We start from the raw sequence: 16,356 nt of genomic DNA on the forward strand, positions 1-16,356 counted from the left end.
GTGCTGCGCTTCAGCCTATGCCCGCGGGCCCGGCCGAGCCGTCGGTAGGATCGCAGGGACTCCCGACCCACCCCCCAGGAAGCGAGGAACCATGGCACCGCGCCCCTTCCCGCCGCGGGTCTTCGCAGTCCTCCGCGGGGAACCGACCCCGCAGGGTCGCGCCATCGCGGCGGGTCGCGGGCGGTGAGCGACGCCGTCCGGGCGCATGAGCTGCCCACGGGCCTGAGCGCGCAGGAGCTGGCGCCCATCATCCTCCTGGACCGTGGGCCCTCACCCGCCGGTTCCCCGGCCGACGTCGAGCGGGTGGCCTGGTGGCTGGACACCTCCGCCACGGGATCGGGGTGGAGCGCCCTGGGTGCTGCGGCATCCGAGGATCTGCGCACCGGAGCGGGCTTCGCCGTACCCGCCCCGCAGGAGCCTCCCGCGCCCGTGCCGGGGCTGCCGGAGGACGCTCCGGCCCTGCACGGCGGAGAGGTCGGGTTCTTCGGGTACGAGGCCGCGGCGGATCTGGAGGACTTCCGCGCAGACTCCCGGCCCCCGCGCGCGGCGCCCACCCCGGACTCCTGGTGGGTGCGGGTGCGCCGCCACGTCCTGGTCGACCACCGCACGGGGCGCGCTTGGGCCGTCGGAGACCCCGCCTGGGTCCGGAGGATCGCCGATGCGGTGCGCGACGCCGTCGATGGAGCAGAGCCGCAGGCGGCCTTACCGTCAGCCCTGGGCCGCTGGGCCGACGTCGTCCTGCCCGCCCCGGACCGCACCGGGTACGAGACCGCCGTGCGCGCCGCGCTGGCCGAGATCCGCGAGGGGAACTCCTACGAGGTCTGCCTCACCGCCGAGACGCACGCACCGCTGGCGGGACCGCTGAGCCTGCCGACGGCCCTGGGCCTCTACCTCGCCCAGCGCCGGGCGAATCCGGCCCCGCACGCGGCCTTCCTGTGGGGCGGGGATTTCGCGGTGCTGTGCTCCTCACCCGAGCGGTTCCTGCGGGTCGCGGCCGACGGGTGGTGCGAGGCGAAGCCCATCAAGGGCACCGCGGCCCGCAGCGCGGACTCGCAGGTCGACGCGGATTGCGCCCGCGCCCTGGCCGCCGACCCCAAAACCCGGGCCGAGAACCTCATGATCGCGGACCTGATGCGCAACGACCTCTCCCGGGTCTGCCGCCCGGGCAGCATCCGGGTGCCGGTGCTGTTCGGGGTGGAGACCTACGCCAGCGTCCACCAGCTGGTCTCCACCGTGCGCGGGAGGCTGCGCCCCGGGCGCACCGCGGCGGACCTGCTGGCCGCGTGCTTCCCGCCCGGGTCCATGACCGGGGCGCCCAAACCGCGGACCCTGGAGATCATCGACCGGCTGGAGGGCCGGGCCCGCGGGATCTACTCCGGGACCCTCGGGTGGATCGGCGCGGACGGGACGGCGGACCTCGCCGTCGTGATCCGCACCCTCGTGCTGACCCGCGGCGAGGACCCGGAGGCGACGACGGCCAGTATCGGCGCCGGCGGAGCGATCGTCGCGGACTCGGACCCGGCGGCCGAATACGAGGAGATGCTCGCCAAGCTGCGCGCCCCGCTGCCCCCGGGCTGGCGGATCGGCTGACGCGGATCCCAGCTACCCGCCCCGAAGCGTCCGTCGCGGCTCGGCGCGGCGTCGTCACGAGTGGGTCACACGGCGGGGGGACGGCTAGGGTCGGTGGCACCGATCACTCAGCGTCGAGAGGAAGGCCAGGTCCGCCGCCATGGAGCATCCGCACGTCACCGGGGATCACCTGCGCAGCTACGAACCGAACCCCACCCAGGCCATCGGCCAGGTGCAGCTCTCCCGGGGTCAGCGCAGCCCCGCCGTGGAGCGCGGCGAGCGGACCAAGCGCCTGCTCGGCCTGATCGGCGGGCCCGTGCTCGCCGTGCTGGTCTGGTTCCTGCTGCCCGCCGATCAGATGCCGGACTCCGCGCGGCTGACCGGCGCCGTCGCCGTGCTGATGGGCGTGTGGTGGATGACCGAGGCCCTGCCGATCCCCGCCACCGCCCTGATCCCGCTCATCGTGTTCCCCATCTTCGAGGACGGGGTGAAGTTCGACGACGTCGGCGCCTCCTACGGCAACAACGTGATCTTCCTGTTCATGGGCGGATTCCTCCTCGCCCTGGCCATGCAGCGGTGGAACCTGCACCGGCGCATCGCGCTGCTGACCCTGAAGGTCATGGGCACCAGGCCCTCCGCGATGGTCGCCGGCTTCATGATCGCCACCGGATTCCTGTCCATGTGGGTCTCCAACACCGCCACCGCCGTGATGATGCTGCCCATCGGCGTCTCCGTGCTGACCCTGGTGCTGAACATCGGCAAGGAGCAGACGGCCTCGGCCTCGACGGCCGACGCCGAGGGGCAGGCGGACTCGGGGCAGGCCGCGGAGGAGCCCGGCTTCGGCGGGGAGCCGGGCGAACCCCAGGACGAGGCGCAGCGGGAGATCATCAAGTCCAACTTCGGCACCGCCCTGATGCTGGGCATCGCCTACGCCGCCTCCATCGGCTCCCTGGCCACCCTGATCGGCACCCCGCCCAACACGCTGCTGCGCGGCTACATGGCCGACACCCACGGCATCGAGATCGGCTTCGGGCACTGGATGCTGGTCGGGGTCCCGCTGGCCGTCGTCGGGCTGGTGATCTGCTGGTTCATGCTCACCCAGGTGCTGTTCCGTCCGGAGATCAAGGAGATCCCCGGGGGCCGGGAGCTGATCCGCCACGAGATGCAGAAGCTGGGGCGCATGAGCCGCGGCGAGATGCGGGTCCTGGTGATCTTCGTGCTCGCGGCCGCCGCGTGGATCGGGGTGCCGCTGATCTGGGGCAAGGAGGCGTCGATCTCCGACGCCGGCATCGCCATCGCGGTGGGGGTGCTGCTGTTCCTGATGCCCGCCGGGGCGAAGAAGGGCGTGCGCCTGTTGGACTGGGACACCGCGGTCAAGCTGCCGTGGGGCGTGCTGCTGCTGTTCGGCGGCGGTCTGGCCCTGTCTGGGCAGTTCACCTCCTCCGGGCTGACCGAGTGGATCGGGCAGAAGGCGGCCGGGCTGGAGGGGATCCCCGTGGTGCTGATCGTGGCGCTGGTGGCCTGCCTGGTCCTGTTCCTCACCGAGCTGACCTCCAACACCGCGACGGCGGCCACCTTCCTGCCCGTCGCCGGCGGGGTGGCGATGGGCATGGGCCTGGAGCCGATGCTGCTGGCGATCCCCGTGGCTCTGGCCGCGACCTGCGCCTTCATGCTGCCGGTGGCCACCCCGCCGAACGCCATCGCCTACGGCTCCGGCTACGTGACCATCGGGCAGATGGTCAAGGGCGGATTCTGGCTGAACCTGATCTTCCTGGTGCTGGTCACCGCGACCACCATGACCCTGGCGGTCTGGGTCTTCTCCCTCTGAACCCTGGTTCCTCTGAAACCTGGTCCCGCGGCGCCCGGGCCGCCGGCCCGGCCTCGGCTACCCCTGCCCGGCGTAGGGAAGGGAGTACAGCGGGCTACGCAGAGACCCGGCCTCCTGGCCCGTGACGAAGAGGAAGAAGTGGTGCTGGGCCCCGGCGGCATCGCTGTAGGTGAACGTGTACCGCCCGGAGCGCAGCTGCTTCAGTCCCTCCCCGGTCAGGGCCGGGGCGCCGTCGGCGGTGGTGGACCAGCGCAGCCCCTGGATGGTGCCGGAGATCCGCCGGCCGGTGGCCGCGTCCACGTACCCGGCCCGCGGCACGCTCAGCCCGGAGGTGTCCATCTGGCCGGTCGCGGCCCCGCCCTCGACCTGCCCCATCGGCAGCTCGGAGAAGCCCTGTTGGACCGTCGGGACCCCGGTGATGTTCCGGGCGTTGCCGGTGGGACCGGGCAGGTCGCTGCCCATCTGGTACTGCACCGCGCCGAGGAGGATCTCCGGCTCGGCGGGGACCCCGCCCTGCGCGTCCAGCGGACCCCGGACCTGCACCATGTAGTTCATCTTGTCCGCGAGCAGGGTGGAGAAGGCGTCCTGCTCCAGGGAGAACACCCCGCCGCGGACCTGCACCTCGGCGGTCGCGCCCTCGCGCCCATCCCCGACGGAGACCTGGTAGGTCCCGTCCGGGGCGGTGCCGCCGTCGGCGGTGCGCAGGGTCTGCTCCGGGCTGCCCAGCCCGTTGGGGGACATGGAGCCGCGGCTGCCGGCGGCGCCGAGCTGGTCCGCGGTCACCGGCAGGGGTGCGGTGCCGTCGAAGGACAGGGCCGCATCCGCCGGGGCGCTGCTCGTCGCGGTGGCCCCGGTGGGCTCGCCGCTCGGCGCGGGGGAGGTCGTCCCCGACGCCGTCCCTCCGGTCGCGGCGCTGGCGGCGGCGGTGGTGGGAGCCGGGGAGGAATCGGCGTCGGTCCCGCTCGAGCCGCACCCGCTCAGGGTCAGGGCGGCGACGCCGAGCGCGGTCATCGCGACGGCGCGTCGGCGGCCGGTGGGCAGTCGGTGTGTGGTGGGCTGGTGCCGCTGGGTCATCGTGGTCATCTCCTCATCCGATGTCCGCTCGGCCGCCCGGCCCGGCGCCGGGGGCCCCGCCTCACCGGGAGGCGGTATGACTCCGAGCATAGTGAGCAAGGCCACAGCAGACCATGGGGGTGGTCCGGGGTCGACGTCGGTGCGTGCGGTCCGCCGGTCGGCGCGCGGCGAAGGAGTGGGGCGGGTCGGGGCGGATAGGATGACGCTCGTGTCCGCCGCCCCCGTGTTCCGCCCCCGCCTCCTGCTCGCCATGGTGCTGATCGGCGTCGCCTCCGGCCTCGGTGGGGCGGCGATGTCCTGGACCCTGCACGCGGTGCAGCACCTGTGCTTCGGCACCGCCGCGAGCCCCTACACGGACCCGTACTCCGAGGTGGACGGCCCTCGGCGCGTCTTGGCTCTGCTGATCGTCGGGGCCGTGGTCTCCCTGCTGTGGTGGCTGCTGCGCCGCCCGCAGCCGCCGGTGCAGTCCGTGAAGGGCATGGTCGCCGGGGACACCCCGGTGCGGCGTCGACCCCCGATGCTGCGCGGGATCGTCAACTCCTTCGCGCAGGTGATCGCCGTGGGCGGCGGGGCCTCGATCGGCCGGGAGGTGGCTCCCCGGGAGATCGGCGCGCTGTTCGCCGGGCGGATCGGGGACGCCCTCGGGCTGGACCCGGCGCAGCGGCGGACCATGGTGGCCTGCGGGGCGGCGGCGGGCCTGGCCGCGGTGTACCACGTGCCCCTGGCCGGGGCGGGCTTTGCCCTGGAGATCCTGCTGGCCTCCTTCACCCTGGACTGCGCGGTGCTGGCCCTGGGCACCTGCGCCCTGGCGACGATCGTCGCCCGACTGACCGTCTCCCCGCTGCCCTTCTACCGGGTCGAGGCCCTGGAGGGGAGCTGGCCGGTGCTGCTGGCGGCCGTGGCGGTGGGGCTGGTGCTGGCCCTGCCCGCGCTGGGCTTCCGCCGCGTCGTCGCGCGCGTGCAGTCCCGCCGCCTGACCGGCTGGCGCCAGCTGCTCGGTCTGCCGCTGGCCTTTCTGCTCACCGGGGCGGTCTCCCTGGCCCTGCCGCAGGCCCTGGGCAACGGCCTGGCCGCGGCCCAGTGGGCCTACGACGGCGGCGCCCCCGGCACGGCCGCCGTGCTGCTGGGGGTCAAGGCCTTGCTGATCCTGGCCACCCTGGGAGCGGGGGCGGTGGGCGGCACCCTGACCCCCGGGTTCTCTCTGGGCGCGGTGGCCGGTGCGCTGCTGGGGGATCTGGCGGCGCTGGCCCTGCCCGGAACGGATCCGACCCCGTGGGCGCTGCTGGGGGCCGCCGCCTTCCTCGCGGTGTCCATGAACGCCCCGCTGACCGCGATCCTGCTGACCATCGGCTTCACCGATCAGCCGGCCTCCGCGTTCCTGCCCATCGTCCTGGCCGTGGCGGTCGCCTACGCCTGCGCCCGCCTGGTGACGACCCGGGCCGAGACCGGGACGGAGACGGGCCCCCGCCCGTAGAATGGGCGCCATGACTTCCTCCCTGTCCCAGACCCCGTCCATCGACGCGGCCCGTGAGCGGCTGCGCGACCTCATCGTGGAGCTCGCTGTGGTGCGCGGCAAGGTCACCCTGGCCTCCGGGCTGGAGGCCGACTACTACGTGGACCTGCGCCGCATCACCCTGCACCACGAGGCCTCCCGCCTGGTGGGCCAGGTCATGCTGGACCTGCTGGACCGCCACGGCATCGAGTTCGCCGCGGCCGGCGGGCTGACGATGGGCGCGGACCCGGTGGGCACCGCGATCATGCGCGCGGCCGGGGATCAGGACCGCCCGGTGGACGCCTTCGTGGTGCGCAAGGCGCAGAAGTCCTACGGGATGGGGCGCCAGGTGGAGGGCCCCTCGGTGGAGGGCCGCGACGTCGTGGTCGTGGAGGACACCTCCACCACCGGCGGCTCCGCGCTGACCGCGGTGGAGGCGCTGCGCGCGGCCGGAGCCAACGTGGTGGCCGTGGCCGTGATCGTGGATCGCGCCACGGGAGCGAAGGAGCGGATCGAAGAGGCCGCGGGCGTGCCCTGCCTGTACGCCTACTCCAAGTCCGAGCTCGGCCTGGACGACTGACCCGGTGACCGACCGGGATCCGAGCGCGCCCGACGACGCCGCATCGGCCGACGCCGCTTCCCCCGAGACCGCTGCCTCCGACTCCGGTCCCGCGGCCCCGGAGGACTCCGCGACCATCCCGCCCGGGCACGTCGTCGGCGTGGGTCCGTGGGAGGGGCCGTGGCCGCAGGGCCCGCAGTGGGACCCGCAGCTGCTGACCGAGGGGGACCGGCGCAACGTCGCGGATCAGTACCGGTACTGGCGCACCGAGGCGATCGTCGCGGAGCTGGACACCCGCCGGCACGGCTTCCACGTGGCGATCGAGAACTGGCAGCACGACCTGAACATCGGCTCCGTGGTGCGCACCGCCAACGCCTTCCTGGCCCGTGAGGTGCACATCGTGGGGCGACGCCGGTGGAACCGGCGCGGGGCCATGGTCACCGACCGGTACCAGCACGTGCGCCACCACGCCACGGTGGAGGAGTTCCGGGCCTGGGCCGAGGAGGCCGGGCTACCGGTGATCGGCATCGACAACTTCCCGGACTCCGTACCCCTGGAGACCTTCGATCTGCCGCGCGAGTGCGTCCTGGTCTTCGGGCAGGAGGGTCCGGGCCTGTCGGAGCCGATGAAGCAAGCCGCGCAGGCCACGCTGTCCATCGCGCAGTTCGGCTCCACCCGCTCCATCAACGCCTCGGCCGCGGCGGCCGTGGCCATGCACGCTTGGATCCGCAGGCACGCCTTCGGCCAGCATCCGGAAGGTCCGGCCCCTTCCGCCTGAGATGGCCCGTGACGGCGCGCCGCGATGCGTGATCGCGCAAGGAAAAGTGATGGATCCGTGACCTCTGCGCGCGATGGTCACGAAAAGGCGAACATTCTCCGAACGCGCCGGAAGAAAGCGCGCATCTCAGCATATGGATTCGCTGAGCGTCGCTATATCCGCAGGTCAGGAGTCTGTTTCCGAGGTGCAGCGAAAAAATACCGGGGATTTCGAGGCGAGCTCTTGTCGACCCCGGCGGGGTCGATAGCGTGAAATCGCAACCTCGATCCATGGGGCGAATCAAAGCGAATCCCTAACATAAGGAGCTGAGATCCATGGATACCGGTGACACCCAGAAGTCCGCTCGACGAACCATCGCCTCCGCGGCGGCGGCCGCGATGCTCGGCATCGGCGTCCTCGGGGCCTCCGCGGTCCCGGCCCAGGCCGCCCCCGCCGGCGGCACGGGGCTGTGCCAGGCGCCCACCGACGCCGGCTCCCCGGGGGGCTGAGCCCAACGAGGGTCAGTGGCTGGAGGGCCACGGCACGGCCCCGGCGGCCTTCACGCTGCCGCACCCGGCCGGTCAGTTCGGCGCGTTCGAGCAGAACGGCGTCTCCTCCCCGAAGTTCGAGGTGAAGGTGCCCGCCGGGGCCGGGGACTCGACCCTCGTGAACGCCCCGGATGGGCAGTACGACGTGAAGATCGGGGACGGCACCTGCGGCCAGACCCAGGTCTTCCCCGTGAAGGACGGGGTCCTGGACCTCTCCGAGCACCCCCTGATCGCCCAGGACCTGGGCCATCAGATGGTGCAGATCCGCGGCCCGGTGACCCCTGAGTTCGCCGAGGGCGCCGCGGGCGGGCCCATCTACCTGGACCCCGACGGTAAGCCCAGCTCCGCCCCGCAGCTGGAGATGGGCACCGTCTACTCCAACGGCGCGGACCTGGAGCCGGTCATGACGGAGGAGAACGCGCACCAGACCCGGGTCCTCGGGGTGCCCGTCCGCCAGATCGGGCTCGAGTCCCTGACGGTGGGGGCCGTGGATCCGCGGACCGCGGCCGAGGTGGTCGAGCAGAACCCGCAGGTGGACATCACCTATCGGGACTCCGTGACCGGCAATGCGGTGACCGTGGATGCCGGGACCACCTGGAAGCAGGATGGACCCACCGCGGCGGTCCTGGAGGGTGGGGTGCTCCCGCAGCTGCCCTCCGGCCGGTACACCCTGTCCTATCGGGACTCTGCTGGGGAGCAGCACCGGATGTTCCTGCTCCTGGGGGACGATGACCGCGATCCCCGGGCCGCGGATCAGCAGCTGTACTCGCTGCCCTACTGATCCGGGAACCCGGAAGGGGTGCCCGCTCCGGCCCATCACGGGCCGGGGCGGGCGCCCCCGTGTCCGGGGGGGGGCGACGCCGCGGATGTGGGTTTCTGTGGGTTCGGTTCCGAAACACCGGGCCAAACCCTCTGGATCACACGCAATCCGTTGGTAGACTGAGGACCGAGCGAGCGACGGCGCACCCACCGCTGACGGGGGACGAGCACCGGACCGCTCGGAAGGCGCACCGCCAGACCGGCTGGCGCGCACGTCGTCGAAGAAGGAGCCTGCCATGCCCATTGCCACCCCAGACGTCTACTCGCAGATGCTCGACCGCGCCAAGGAGAAGGGCTTCGCCTACCCGGCGATCAACGTGACCTCCTCCCAGACCCTCAACGCCGCGATCCGCGGCTTCGCCGAGGCGGAGTCCGACGGCATCATCCAGGTCTCCACCGGCGGTGCGGCCTACTGGTCCGGCGCCTCCAAGAAGGACATGGTCGTCGGCTCCCTGGCCTTCGCCGCCTTCGCCCGCGAGGTCGCCCAGCAGTACGACGTCAACATCGCCCTGCACACCGATCACTGCCCCAAGGACAAGCTGGACGGCTTCGTGCTGCCCCTGCTGAAGAAGTCCGAGGAGGCCGTGGCCCGCGGCGAGGACCCGATCTTCAACTCCCACATGTGGGACGGCTCCGCGATCGCGCTGGATGAGAACCTCAAGATCGGCTCCGAGCTGATCGAGCGCACCGGCAAGGCCCACATCGTGCTCGAGGTGGAGATCGGCGCCGTCGGCGGCGAGGAGGACGGCGTGGTCGGGGAGATCAACGACTCCCTCTACACCACCACCGAGGACGCCCTGAAGACCATCGACGCGCTGGGCCAGAACGGGGAGAAGGGCCGCTACATGACCGCCCTGACCTTCGGCAACGTCCACGGCGTGTACAAGCCGGGCAACGTGAAGCTGCGCCCCGAGCTGCTGCAGCAGATCCAGTCCGAGGTCGGGCAGAAGCTGGGCAAGGACAAGCCCTTCGACCTCGTCTTCCACGGCGGCTCCGGCTCCACCGCCCAGGAGATCGCCGACGCCGTCTCCTACGGCGTCATCAAGATGAACGTGGACACCGACACCCAGTACGCGTTCACCCGTCCGGTGGCCGGGCACATGCTGGCCAACTACGACGGCGTGCTGAAGATCGACGGCGAGGTCGGCAACAAGAAGATGTACGACCCGCGCGTGTGGGGCGCCAAGGCCGAGGAGGGCATGGCCGACCGCGTGGTCGAGGCCTGCCAGAACCTCGGCTCCGCCGGCACCCGCATGAAGTAAGCGGATCCCGCGCAGTCCACGCCGCCCCCGGCCCTTCCCCCGCGGAAGGGACCCGGGGGCGGCGTCGTCGCGTCGGGCGGGATAGGCTGGCCGTCAACCCCGCAAGCGAGCACGTGAGGAGCCGCCATGTCCCTGGCCGGAAAGAATCTGCTGGACGCCCCCGAGCCCACCCTGCTGGAGGAGGAGCCGCAGGTGCGGGTCCGCATCGAGGCCGGCGACGAAGGCGAGGACCTGGTGAAGGCCTTCCCGAAGTCCTCCCTCGCCTGGTCCGTCATCGCCGGCGACGCCCTGGAGCAGGGGTACCTCGTGGAGGGCTACGCCTACGCCCGGGTGGGCTACCACCGCGGTCTCGATGCCCTGCGGGCCCACGGCTGGAAGGGCCACGGGCCGGTACCGTACTCCCACGAGCCCAACCGCGGCTTCCTGACCTGCCTGCACCTGCTGGGGCAGGCCGCCGCCGCCATCGGCGAGGAGGATGAGGCCCACCGCATCGAGGCCTTCCTGCACGACGCCGACCCGACCGCGAGGGAGCACCTCGCCGGCTGAGGCCGGGGACCGGGTGGGCGGCTCCGGATGCCCGACACGGAGCGCGCTCCTGTTCGGTGTGATCGGCACCTCGTGTCATGATGGTGGTGCGGACCACGACGTGGTGGGCCATCCCCATCCGAGACCCACGACCAACCGGAGGATGCTCCCATGCGCATCGGTGTTCCCACCGAGATCAAGCCCAGCGAGCGGAGGGTCGGGCTCACGCCGGACAGCGTGCACGCCCTGGCCGACCGCGGACACGAGGTCCTCATCCAGCGAGGCGCGGGAGAGGGCTCCGGTTTCACCGACGAGCAGTACGAGCGGGCCGGGGCGCGGCTGACCACCCAGGAGGAGGCCTGGGGCGAGGCCGAGCTGCTGGTCAAGGTCAAGGAGCCCATTGCCTCCGAATTCGGGTTCCTGCGTGAGGACCTGACCCTGTTCACCTATCTGCACCTGGCCGCGGATCGGCCGCTGACCGAGGCCCTGCTGAGCGCGGGGACCACAGCGATCGCCTACGAGACCGTGCGCGAGGGCCGGGCCCTGCCGCTGCTGGCGCCGATGTCCGAGATCGCCGGGCGCCTGGCGGCCCAGGCCGCCGCCCAGCACACCCTGAGCACCGAGGGCGGGCCCGGCATCCTGCTCGGCGGAACCCCCGGAGTGCGTCCGGCGCGGGTCCTGGTGCTCGGCGGCGGTGTCGTGGGCACCCAGGCGGCCCAGCTGGCCGTGGGGCTGCGGGCGGAGGTGACCATCCTGGACGCCTACCTGCCCCGGGTGCGGCAGCTGACCGAGCTGTTCGGCGCCACCGCGCGGGTGCTCGCCTCGAACCCGGCGACCATCGAGCGGGAGCTGCGCGAGGCCGACGTCGTCATCGGCTCCGTGCTGGTGCCGGGCGCGGCCGCCCCCAAGCTGGTGCGCCGGGAGCACCTGGGCATCATGAAGCCGGGGACGCTGCTGATCGACGTCGCGATCGACCAGGGCGGCTGCTTCGAGACCTCCCACCCCACCACCTATCAGGACCCGATCTTCGAGGTGGAGGGCATCCGACACTACTGCGTGGCCAACATGCCGGGCGCGGTGCCGCGCACGGCCACGGCCTCCCTGAACAACGCCAGCCTGCCGTACGCGCTGCGCCTGGCCGAGGGTGTGGAGGAGGCCCTGGTGCAGGACGCCGGGCTGGCCGCGGGGCTGAACGCCCGGGACGGGCGGATCACCTGCGCCGGGGTGGCCGAGGCCTACCCGGATCTGGCCGCCGCGGACTGAGGCGCGAACTCAGCCGAAGGTGCGGGGCGCGGGCCCATCGCGGCCCGCGCCCCGTTCCTGCCTCAGCGCAGCACGCGGATCTGCAGGGGGTAGCGGAAGACCTCGCCGCGGTGGGCCTGCACGGCCCCGATGATGTGGAAGATGATCGCGGCCAGGGAGGTGACGCCCCAGATCGGCACGGCCGCGATCAGGCCGATGCCCAGGGTCACCAGGGCCAGGATGCCCGCGGCGATGTTCACCAGCCACAGCATCAGGTTGAAGTTGAACGCCCCTGCGGAGCAGGCCCGCACGAAGGCGTACTCCGGTCGGTCCCGGTAGACGAACCAGAAGATCAGCGGCCCCAGGAAGCTCAGTGTGCCCACCGAGATCACCAGGCCCAGCAGCGAGGAGAGGTGGGAGAGCACCGCCAGGACGCGCACGTTCGGCGCCTCGGGGACGGGCTGCTGGGCGTAGGGCTGGTGCTGCGGCTGCTGGGTCACGGAGATCCTCACGGGTCGGTTCTGGTGGATGTTCTGGTCGATGGCGTCGCCGGGGGAGCGTCCATCCTGCCCCAGATCCGGCGGCGACCGGGAGACACATAGGAAGATTTACAGGAACTTCACGGGAAGTGCTTGACCTCACGTGATCCGTAGGACATGTTAGAGAAATCTCCGCTCGTCAGGGCGGGGCCTCCCCCATCCCTCGCACCGAAGGAACGTCGATGTCTCCACGATTCCTCTCCGGGTCCCGCCGCAGCGCGAAAGCCTGCGCGGCGGCGGCACTCGGGCTCACGCTGGCCCTGTCCTCGGGCCTGCCAGCCTTCGCCGAGACCATCCAGGGCAGCGCCCCGGATGACACCTCGCTGTCCGCAGGCTCCTCCTCCCCGGTCCTCGCCGACGACGTCGCCCAGGCCCACGGGAACATCGCCGTGTACGTCCAGCTCAAGGGCGTCAGCGCCTTCGAGGCCACCCAGGCCGGCGGTCGCGTCGGCGGAGAGCTGCAGAACCGCGCCAGCCAGGTCCAGGCCATCGCCGGCCAGGTCCAGGCCACCGGCCAGCAGATGGCCGGGGACTCCGGCTCCCAGGTCCTCTACACCACCCACAACGCCCTGCGCGGGGTGGCCATGCAGGGGGATGCGGACCAGATCAAGAAGCTCGCCGAGCGCGACGACGTCCAGCGCATCTCCAAGATCATCCCGAAGGAGCGGGTCAACGCCGGAGCGGATGTGGACACCGGCGCCGCGAGCGCCTGGGAGAACCCCGGCGTCACCGGCAAGGACGTGACCATCGCCGTCATCGACACCGGCCTGGACTACACCCACGCGGACTTCGGCGGACCGGGCACCCAGGAGGCCTACGCCAAGGCCAAGGACCTGAAGACCTTCCCCACGAAGGATTCCGGGCTGATCGACCCGAACAAGGTCATCTCCGGCTACGACCTGGCCGGTGACGCCTACGACGCCCGCCTGGCCACCTCCGTCCCGCAGCCGGATGCCAACCCGCTGGACTGCAAGGCCGCCGGGCACGGCACCCACGTCGCGGGCACCGCCGGCGGCTACGGGGTGACGAAGGACGGCAAGACCTTCACGGGGGATTACTCCAAGCTCACCGCGGATGAGGTCAAGGCCATGAAGATCGGACCGGGCACCGCCCCCGAGGCCAAGCTGACCTCGCTGCGGGTCTTCGGCTGCGAGGGCTCCACCAATCTGGTCGGCGCCGCCCTGGACCGCACCCTGGATCCCAACGGGGACGGGGACTACTCGGATGCCGCGCAGATCGCGAGCATCTCCATCGGCTCGGACTTCGGCATCGCCGATGACCCGGAGAACGACATCGTCAACGCCCTGAACCGGGCCGGGGTCCTCTCCGTGATCGCCGCGGGCAACGCCGGGGACTCCTACGACGTCGCCGGCAGCCCGGGCAGCGCCACCTCCGCCCTGACCGTGGCCAACTCCATCGGCTCCACCGTGGCCGTGGACCAGGCCGAGGTCCTGGCCCCGGAGGATGTGAAGGGCGATGTGACCGGCTCCTACAGCCAGTCCTTCGACTACACGGCCGCCAAGCCGGAGCAGCTGGAGGGCACCGTGACCACCGTGCCCGAGGCCAACAAGTACGGCTGCCAGCCCTTCACCGGGCAGGACTTCGCCGGCAAGTGGGTGTACCTGGACTGGGCCGATGACGCCACGGGGCAGTACCCCTGCGGCTCCAAGGTCCGCTTCGACAACGCCCAGAACGCCGGGGCCAAGGGCGTGGTGCTGACCAGCGACGTCACGGTCGAGGACGCCGGGATCGCCGGCAACTCCGGGATCCCGGGCATCCGCCTGGACAAGGCCTCCGCGGACAAGGTGGACGCCGCGGCGAAGGCCGGGACCCTGCGCATCAAGGTCGGCCCGGGCATGATCGGCGCCGGCCGGGTGGACAGCGGTTCCCAGGACTACTCCAACGCCTCCACCTCCCGCGGCGAGCACGGCTCGGCCGGGTACACCAAGCCCGACGTCGCCGCCCCCGGCACCTCGATCGCCTCCGCGGGCGTGGGCTCGGGCAACGGCATCGAGGTGATGACTGGAACCTCCATGGCCACCCCGCACACCTCCGGGGTGGCGGCTCTGGTCTGGCAGAAGCACCGGAACTACACCCCGCAGAACGTCAAGGCCGCGATCATGAACACCGCGACCCACGACGTCAAGAACGCCAACGGCACCACGGAGTCCGTGGAGCGGGTCGGGTCCGGCCGGGTGGATGCGGTGCGGGCCGTGAACCAAGACGTCATCGTCTACAACGCGGATCGCCCGGACATCGTCAGCCAGAGCTTCGGCGTCACCGAGGCCAAGACCAACGGCGGCGTGCAGAGGTTCACCCGGAAGATCACCGTGGACAACATCGGCAACCGGGCCCACACCTACGTGGTCTCCTTCGCCGGGACCACGCAGATGCCCGGGGTCTCCTTCTCCTACGATCCCACCGTCTCGGTGGGCTCCGGCGGGAAGGCCACCATCACCGTGACGGCCACCGTGGACCCGAAGGCCCTGGTCAAGACCCAGGACCCGGCCCAGGCCAAGATCCAGCTGGGCAAGGCCCGCCAGTACATCGGCAGCCTCTCCGGCCGGCTGGTGCTCTCCGAGAACGGCCAGGACCTGCGGCTGCCGCTGCAGATCGCCCCGAAGCCGGTCTCGGACATGAAGGTGGACGCCAACGCCATCGAGTTCAAGGACGCCAAGACCGCCCAGACCCAGGTCAGCCTGGCCGGGACGGCCCTGAACCAGGGCGGCTACCGCTCCGCCCTGGGCGCCTTCGAGCTCGGCGCGAGCTCCCCGCGGCTGCAGTCCACCTCCCTGCCGGCCCCGTCCACTCAGGCCCTGGACCTGCAGTACGTGGGCACGGCGGTGAAGGACGGCAAGCTCGCCATCGGCATCTCCACCTGGGGCAACCTCGTCTCGGTGATGCCGAGCAGCGAATTCCAGGTGCTGCTGGACACCGACGGCAACGGTCGCCCGGACTGGGTGGTCGTGACCACCCGGGCCACCGGCCTGGACTACCCGCTGGTCGGGCTGGTCCGCGTGGTCGGCAACAGCCTGCAGCGCGACGGCGCGGGCAACATCGTGTACACGGATCAGCAGCCGCTGAACGGCTCCTGGGGTGACACGGACACCAACACCATGGACACCAACGCCATCGTGCTGCCGGTGGACCTGACGAAGATGGGTCTGGACCCGGCGCAGAAGGATCTGTCGATCAGCTACGCCGTGTCCACCTTCTCCTACGCTCAGAGCGACGCGATCGACTCCACGGACGCGATCACCTTCAAGCCCAACCAGCCGAAGGTCGCCTTCGACTCCTCGAAGAGGATCAACTCCGTGCTGCTCAGCGATGAGCCGGGCACCCTGAGCGTCACCCGCGGCTCCGCGGAGGACGCCCAGGCCCTGTTCCTGCACCTGCACAACGGCACCGGGGATCTCTCCGGGATCAAGCAGGGCGAGGATGGCGGACGCGCCCAGGTGCTGACCGTGAAGAGCGGGAAGACCGAGGTCGTGGAGAACCCGCGCTTCAAGGATGTGCCGACCTCCTACCCCTTCTACAACGAGATCGCATGGCTGGCGACCAAGAAGATCACCACCGGATGGCCGGACGGCACCTACCGTCCCTCCGCCCCGGTGGAGCGCGGACAGATGGCGGCCTTCCTGTACCGGATGGCCGGGTCCCCGGCCTACACCCCGCCGAGCAAGTCCCCGTTCAAGGACGTGAGCACCAACTACGTCTTCTACAAGGAGATCAGCTGGCTGGCCTCGCAGGGCATCACCACGGGGTGGCCCGACGGCACGTTCCGTCCCTCCGCCTCGGTGGAGCGGGGTCAGATGGCGGCGTTCATGTACCGGATGGCCGGATCCCCGGCCTACACCCCGCCGGCCAAGTCCCCGTTCAAGGACGTGAGCACCAACTACGTGTTCTACCGGCAGGTGGCGTGGATGAATGACCAGAAGATCGCCAAGGGCTGGAACGACGGCACGTTCCGTCCCTCCGCCTCCGTGGAGCGCGGTCAGATGGCGGCCTTCCTCTACCGCTACGACCACGAGGTGCTGGGCAACCGCTGAGGCCCGCACCGCGCGAGACCGGCCCGTCCGTCCGGCCCCCGATCAGGGGGTTCGGGCGGGCGGGCCGGTCTCGTCGCATTCCCGGAAGGCTCG

The 16,356-nt window shown here is 71.4% G+C and carries 13 protein-coding genes; 11 read left to right on the forward strand and 2 right to left on the reverse strand.

Going from position 1 to position 16,356, the window contains the following annotated elements; genetic code table 11:
• Positions 1 to 183: 183 nt before the first annotated feature.
• Together AC0VXQ_RS01260 and AC0VXQ_RS01265 are read left to right on the forward strand one after the other, a co-directional pair.
• Complete coding sequence (locus AC0VXQ_RS01260; protein WP_064725001.1) at positions 184 to 1,590, forward strand: anthranilate synthase component I family protein; 1,407 nt, start codon at positions 184 to 186, stop codon at positions 1,588 to 1,590.
• A 139-nt stretch (positions 1,591 to 1,729) separates the two neighbouring features.
• Complete coding sequence (locus tag AC0VXQ_RS01265) at positions 1,730 to 3,397, forward strand: SLC13 family permease (protein ID WP_064725000.1); 1,668 nt, start codon at positions 1,730 to 1,732, stop codon at positions 3,395 to 3,397.
• A 57-nt stretch (positions 3,398 to 3,454) separates the two neighbouring features.
• Here the strand turns inward: AC0VXQ_RS01265 and AC0VXQ_RS01270 are convergent, their stop codons facing one another.
• Positions 3,455 to 4,480, reverse strand: coding sequence for a hypothetical protein (locus tag AC0VXQ_RS01270; protein ID WP_475528824.1), 1,026 nt, complete (start codon positions 4,478 to 4,480; stop codon positions 3,455 to 3,457).
• A gap of 199 nt (positions 4,481 to 4,679) precedes the next feature.
• Here AC0VXQ_RS01270 and AC0VXQ_RS01275 point away from each other — a divergent pair, with 199 nt between their 5' ends.
• The 8 genes from AC0VXQ_RS01275 to ald all read left to right on the forward strand — a co-directional run bounded on the left by AC0VXQ_RS01275 (position 4,680) and on the right by ald (position 11,696).
• A complete protein-coding gene (locus AC0VXQ_RS01275) occupies positions 4,680 to 5,945 on the forward strand; it encodes a chloride channel protein (protein WP_058753771.1) in 1,266 nt (421 codons plus the stop codon).
• A gap of 1 nt (position 5,946) precedes the next feature.
• Positions 5,947 to 6,543, forward strand: coding sequence for an orotate phosphoribosyltransferase (gene pyrE, locus AC0VXQ_RS01280; RefSeq protein ID WP_375542987.1), 597 nt, complete (start codon positions 5,947 to 5,949; stop codon positions 6,541 to 6,543).
• Between the two features lie 115 nt (positions 6,544 to 6,658).
• Positions 6,659 to 7,300: a TrmH family RNA methyltransferase gene (locus tag AC0VXQ_RS01285; RefSeq protein ID WP_224799814.1), complete on the forward strand. Its 642-nt coding sequence runs from the start codon at positions 6,659 to 6,661 to the stop codon at positions 7,298 to 7,300.
• A 314-nt stretch (positions 7,301 to 7,614) separates the two neighbouring features.
• Positions 7,615 to 7,788 (forward strand): hypothetical protein, encoded by a 174-nt coding sequence (locus AC0VXQ_RS01290; RefSeq protein ID WP_165596165.1) that lies wholly within the window; start codon positions 7,615 to 7,617, stop codon positions 7,786 to 7,788.
• 127 nt (positions 7,789 to 7,915) lie between these two features.
• Positions 7,916 to 8,608, forward strand: a complete 693-nt coding sequence (locus AC0VXQ_RS01295; protein WP_129357965.1) for a hypothetical protein — start codon at positions 7,916 to 7,918, stop codon at positions 8,606 to 8,608.
• 274 nt (positions 8,609 to 8,882) lie between these two features.
• Positions 8,883 to 9,908, forward strand: a complete 1,026-nt coding sequence (fbaA, locus tag AC0VXQ_RS01300; protein WP_061225581.1) for a class II fructose-bisphosphate aldolase — start codon at positions 8,883 to 8,885, stop codon at positions 9,906 to 9,908.
• 126 nt (positions 9,909 to 10,034) lie between these two features.
• On the forward strand, positions 10,035 to 10,454 hold the full coding sequence (locus AC0VXQ_RS01305) for a DUF3151 domain-containing protein (RefSeq protein ID WP_058730998.1): 420 nt from the start codon (positions 10,035 to 10,037) through the stop codon (positions 10,452 to 10,454).
• A 150-nt stretch (positions 10,455 to 10,604) separates the two neighbouring features.
• Positions 10,605 to 11,696, forward strand: a complete 1,092-nt coding sequence (gene ald, locus AC0VXQ_RS01310; protein ID WP_058730999.1) for an alanine dehydrogenase — start codon at positions 10,605 to 10,607, stop codon at positions 11,694 to 11,696.
• Positions 11,697 to 11,758: 62 nt separating this feature from the next.
• Here ald and AC0VXQ_RS01315 read toward each other — a convergent pair whose 3' ends face one another.
• Positions 11,759 to 12,175, reverse strand: coding sequence for a DUF4870 domain-containing protein (locus AC0VXQ_RS01315; RefSeq protein WP_061225582.1), 417 nt, complete (start codon positions 12,173 to 12,175; stop codon positions 11,759 to 11,761).
• 221 nt (positions 12,176 to 12,396) lie between these two features.
• On the opposite strand from AC0VXQ_RS01315, the gene AC0VXQ_RS01320 reads away from it, so the two are divergent.
• Positions 12,397 to 16,263, forward strand: coding sequence for a S8 family serine peptidase (locus tag AC0VXQ_RS01320; RefSeq protein ID WP_058731001.1), 3,867 nt, complete (start codon positions 12,397 to 12,399; stop codon positions 16,261 to 16,263).
• The last annotated feature ends 93 nt before the right edge of the window (positions 16,264 to 16,356 follow it).

The organism is Rothia sp. QJM3NY_36 (assembly GCF_056173115.1).

Coding starts and splice junctions, on each gene's coding strand:
- AC0VXQ_RS01290 (WP_165596165.1), top strand. CDS start 7,615: ATGGATACCGGTGACACCCAGAAGTCCGCTCGACGAACCATCGCCTCC.
- pyrE (WP_375542987.1), top strand. CDS start 5,947: ATGGGCGCCATGACTTCCTCCCTGTCCCAGACCCCGTCCATCGACGCG.
- AC0VXQ_RS01320 (WP_058731001.1), top strand. CDS start 12,397: ATGTCTCCACGATTCCTCTCCGGGTCCCGCCGCAGCGCGAAAGCCTGC.
- ald (WP_058730999.1), top strand. CDS start 10,605: ATGCGCATCGGTGTTCCCACCGAGATCAAGCCCAGCGAGCGGAGGGTC.
- AC0VXQ_RS01305 (WP_058730998.1), top strand. CDS start 10,035: ATGTCCCTGGCCGGAAAGAATCTGCTGGACGCCCCCGAGCCCACCCTG.
- AC0VXQ_RS01265 (WP_064725000.1), top strand. CDS start 1,730: ATGGAGCATCCGCACGTCACCGGGGATCACCTGCGCAGCTACGAACCG.
- AC0VXQ_RS01270 (WP_475528824.1), bottom strand. CDS start 4,480: ATGACCACGATGACCCAGCGGCACCAGCCCACCACACACCGACTGCCC.
- fbaA (WP_061225581.1), top strand. CDS start 8,883: ATGCCCATTGCCACCCCAGACGTCTACTCGCAGATGCTCGACCGCGCC.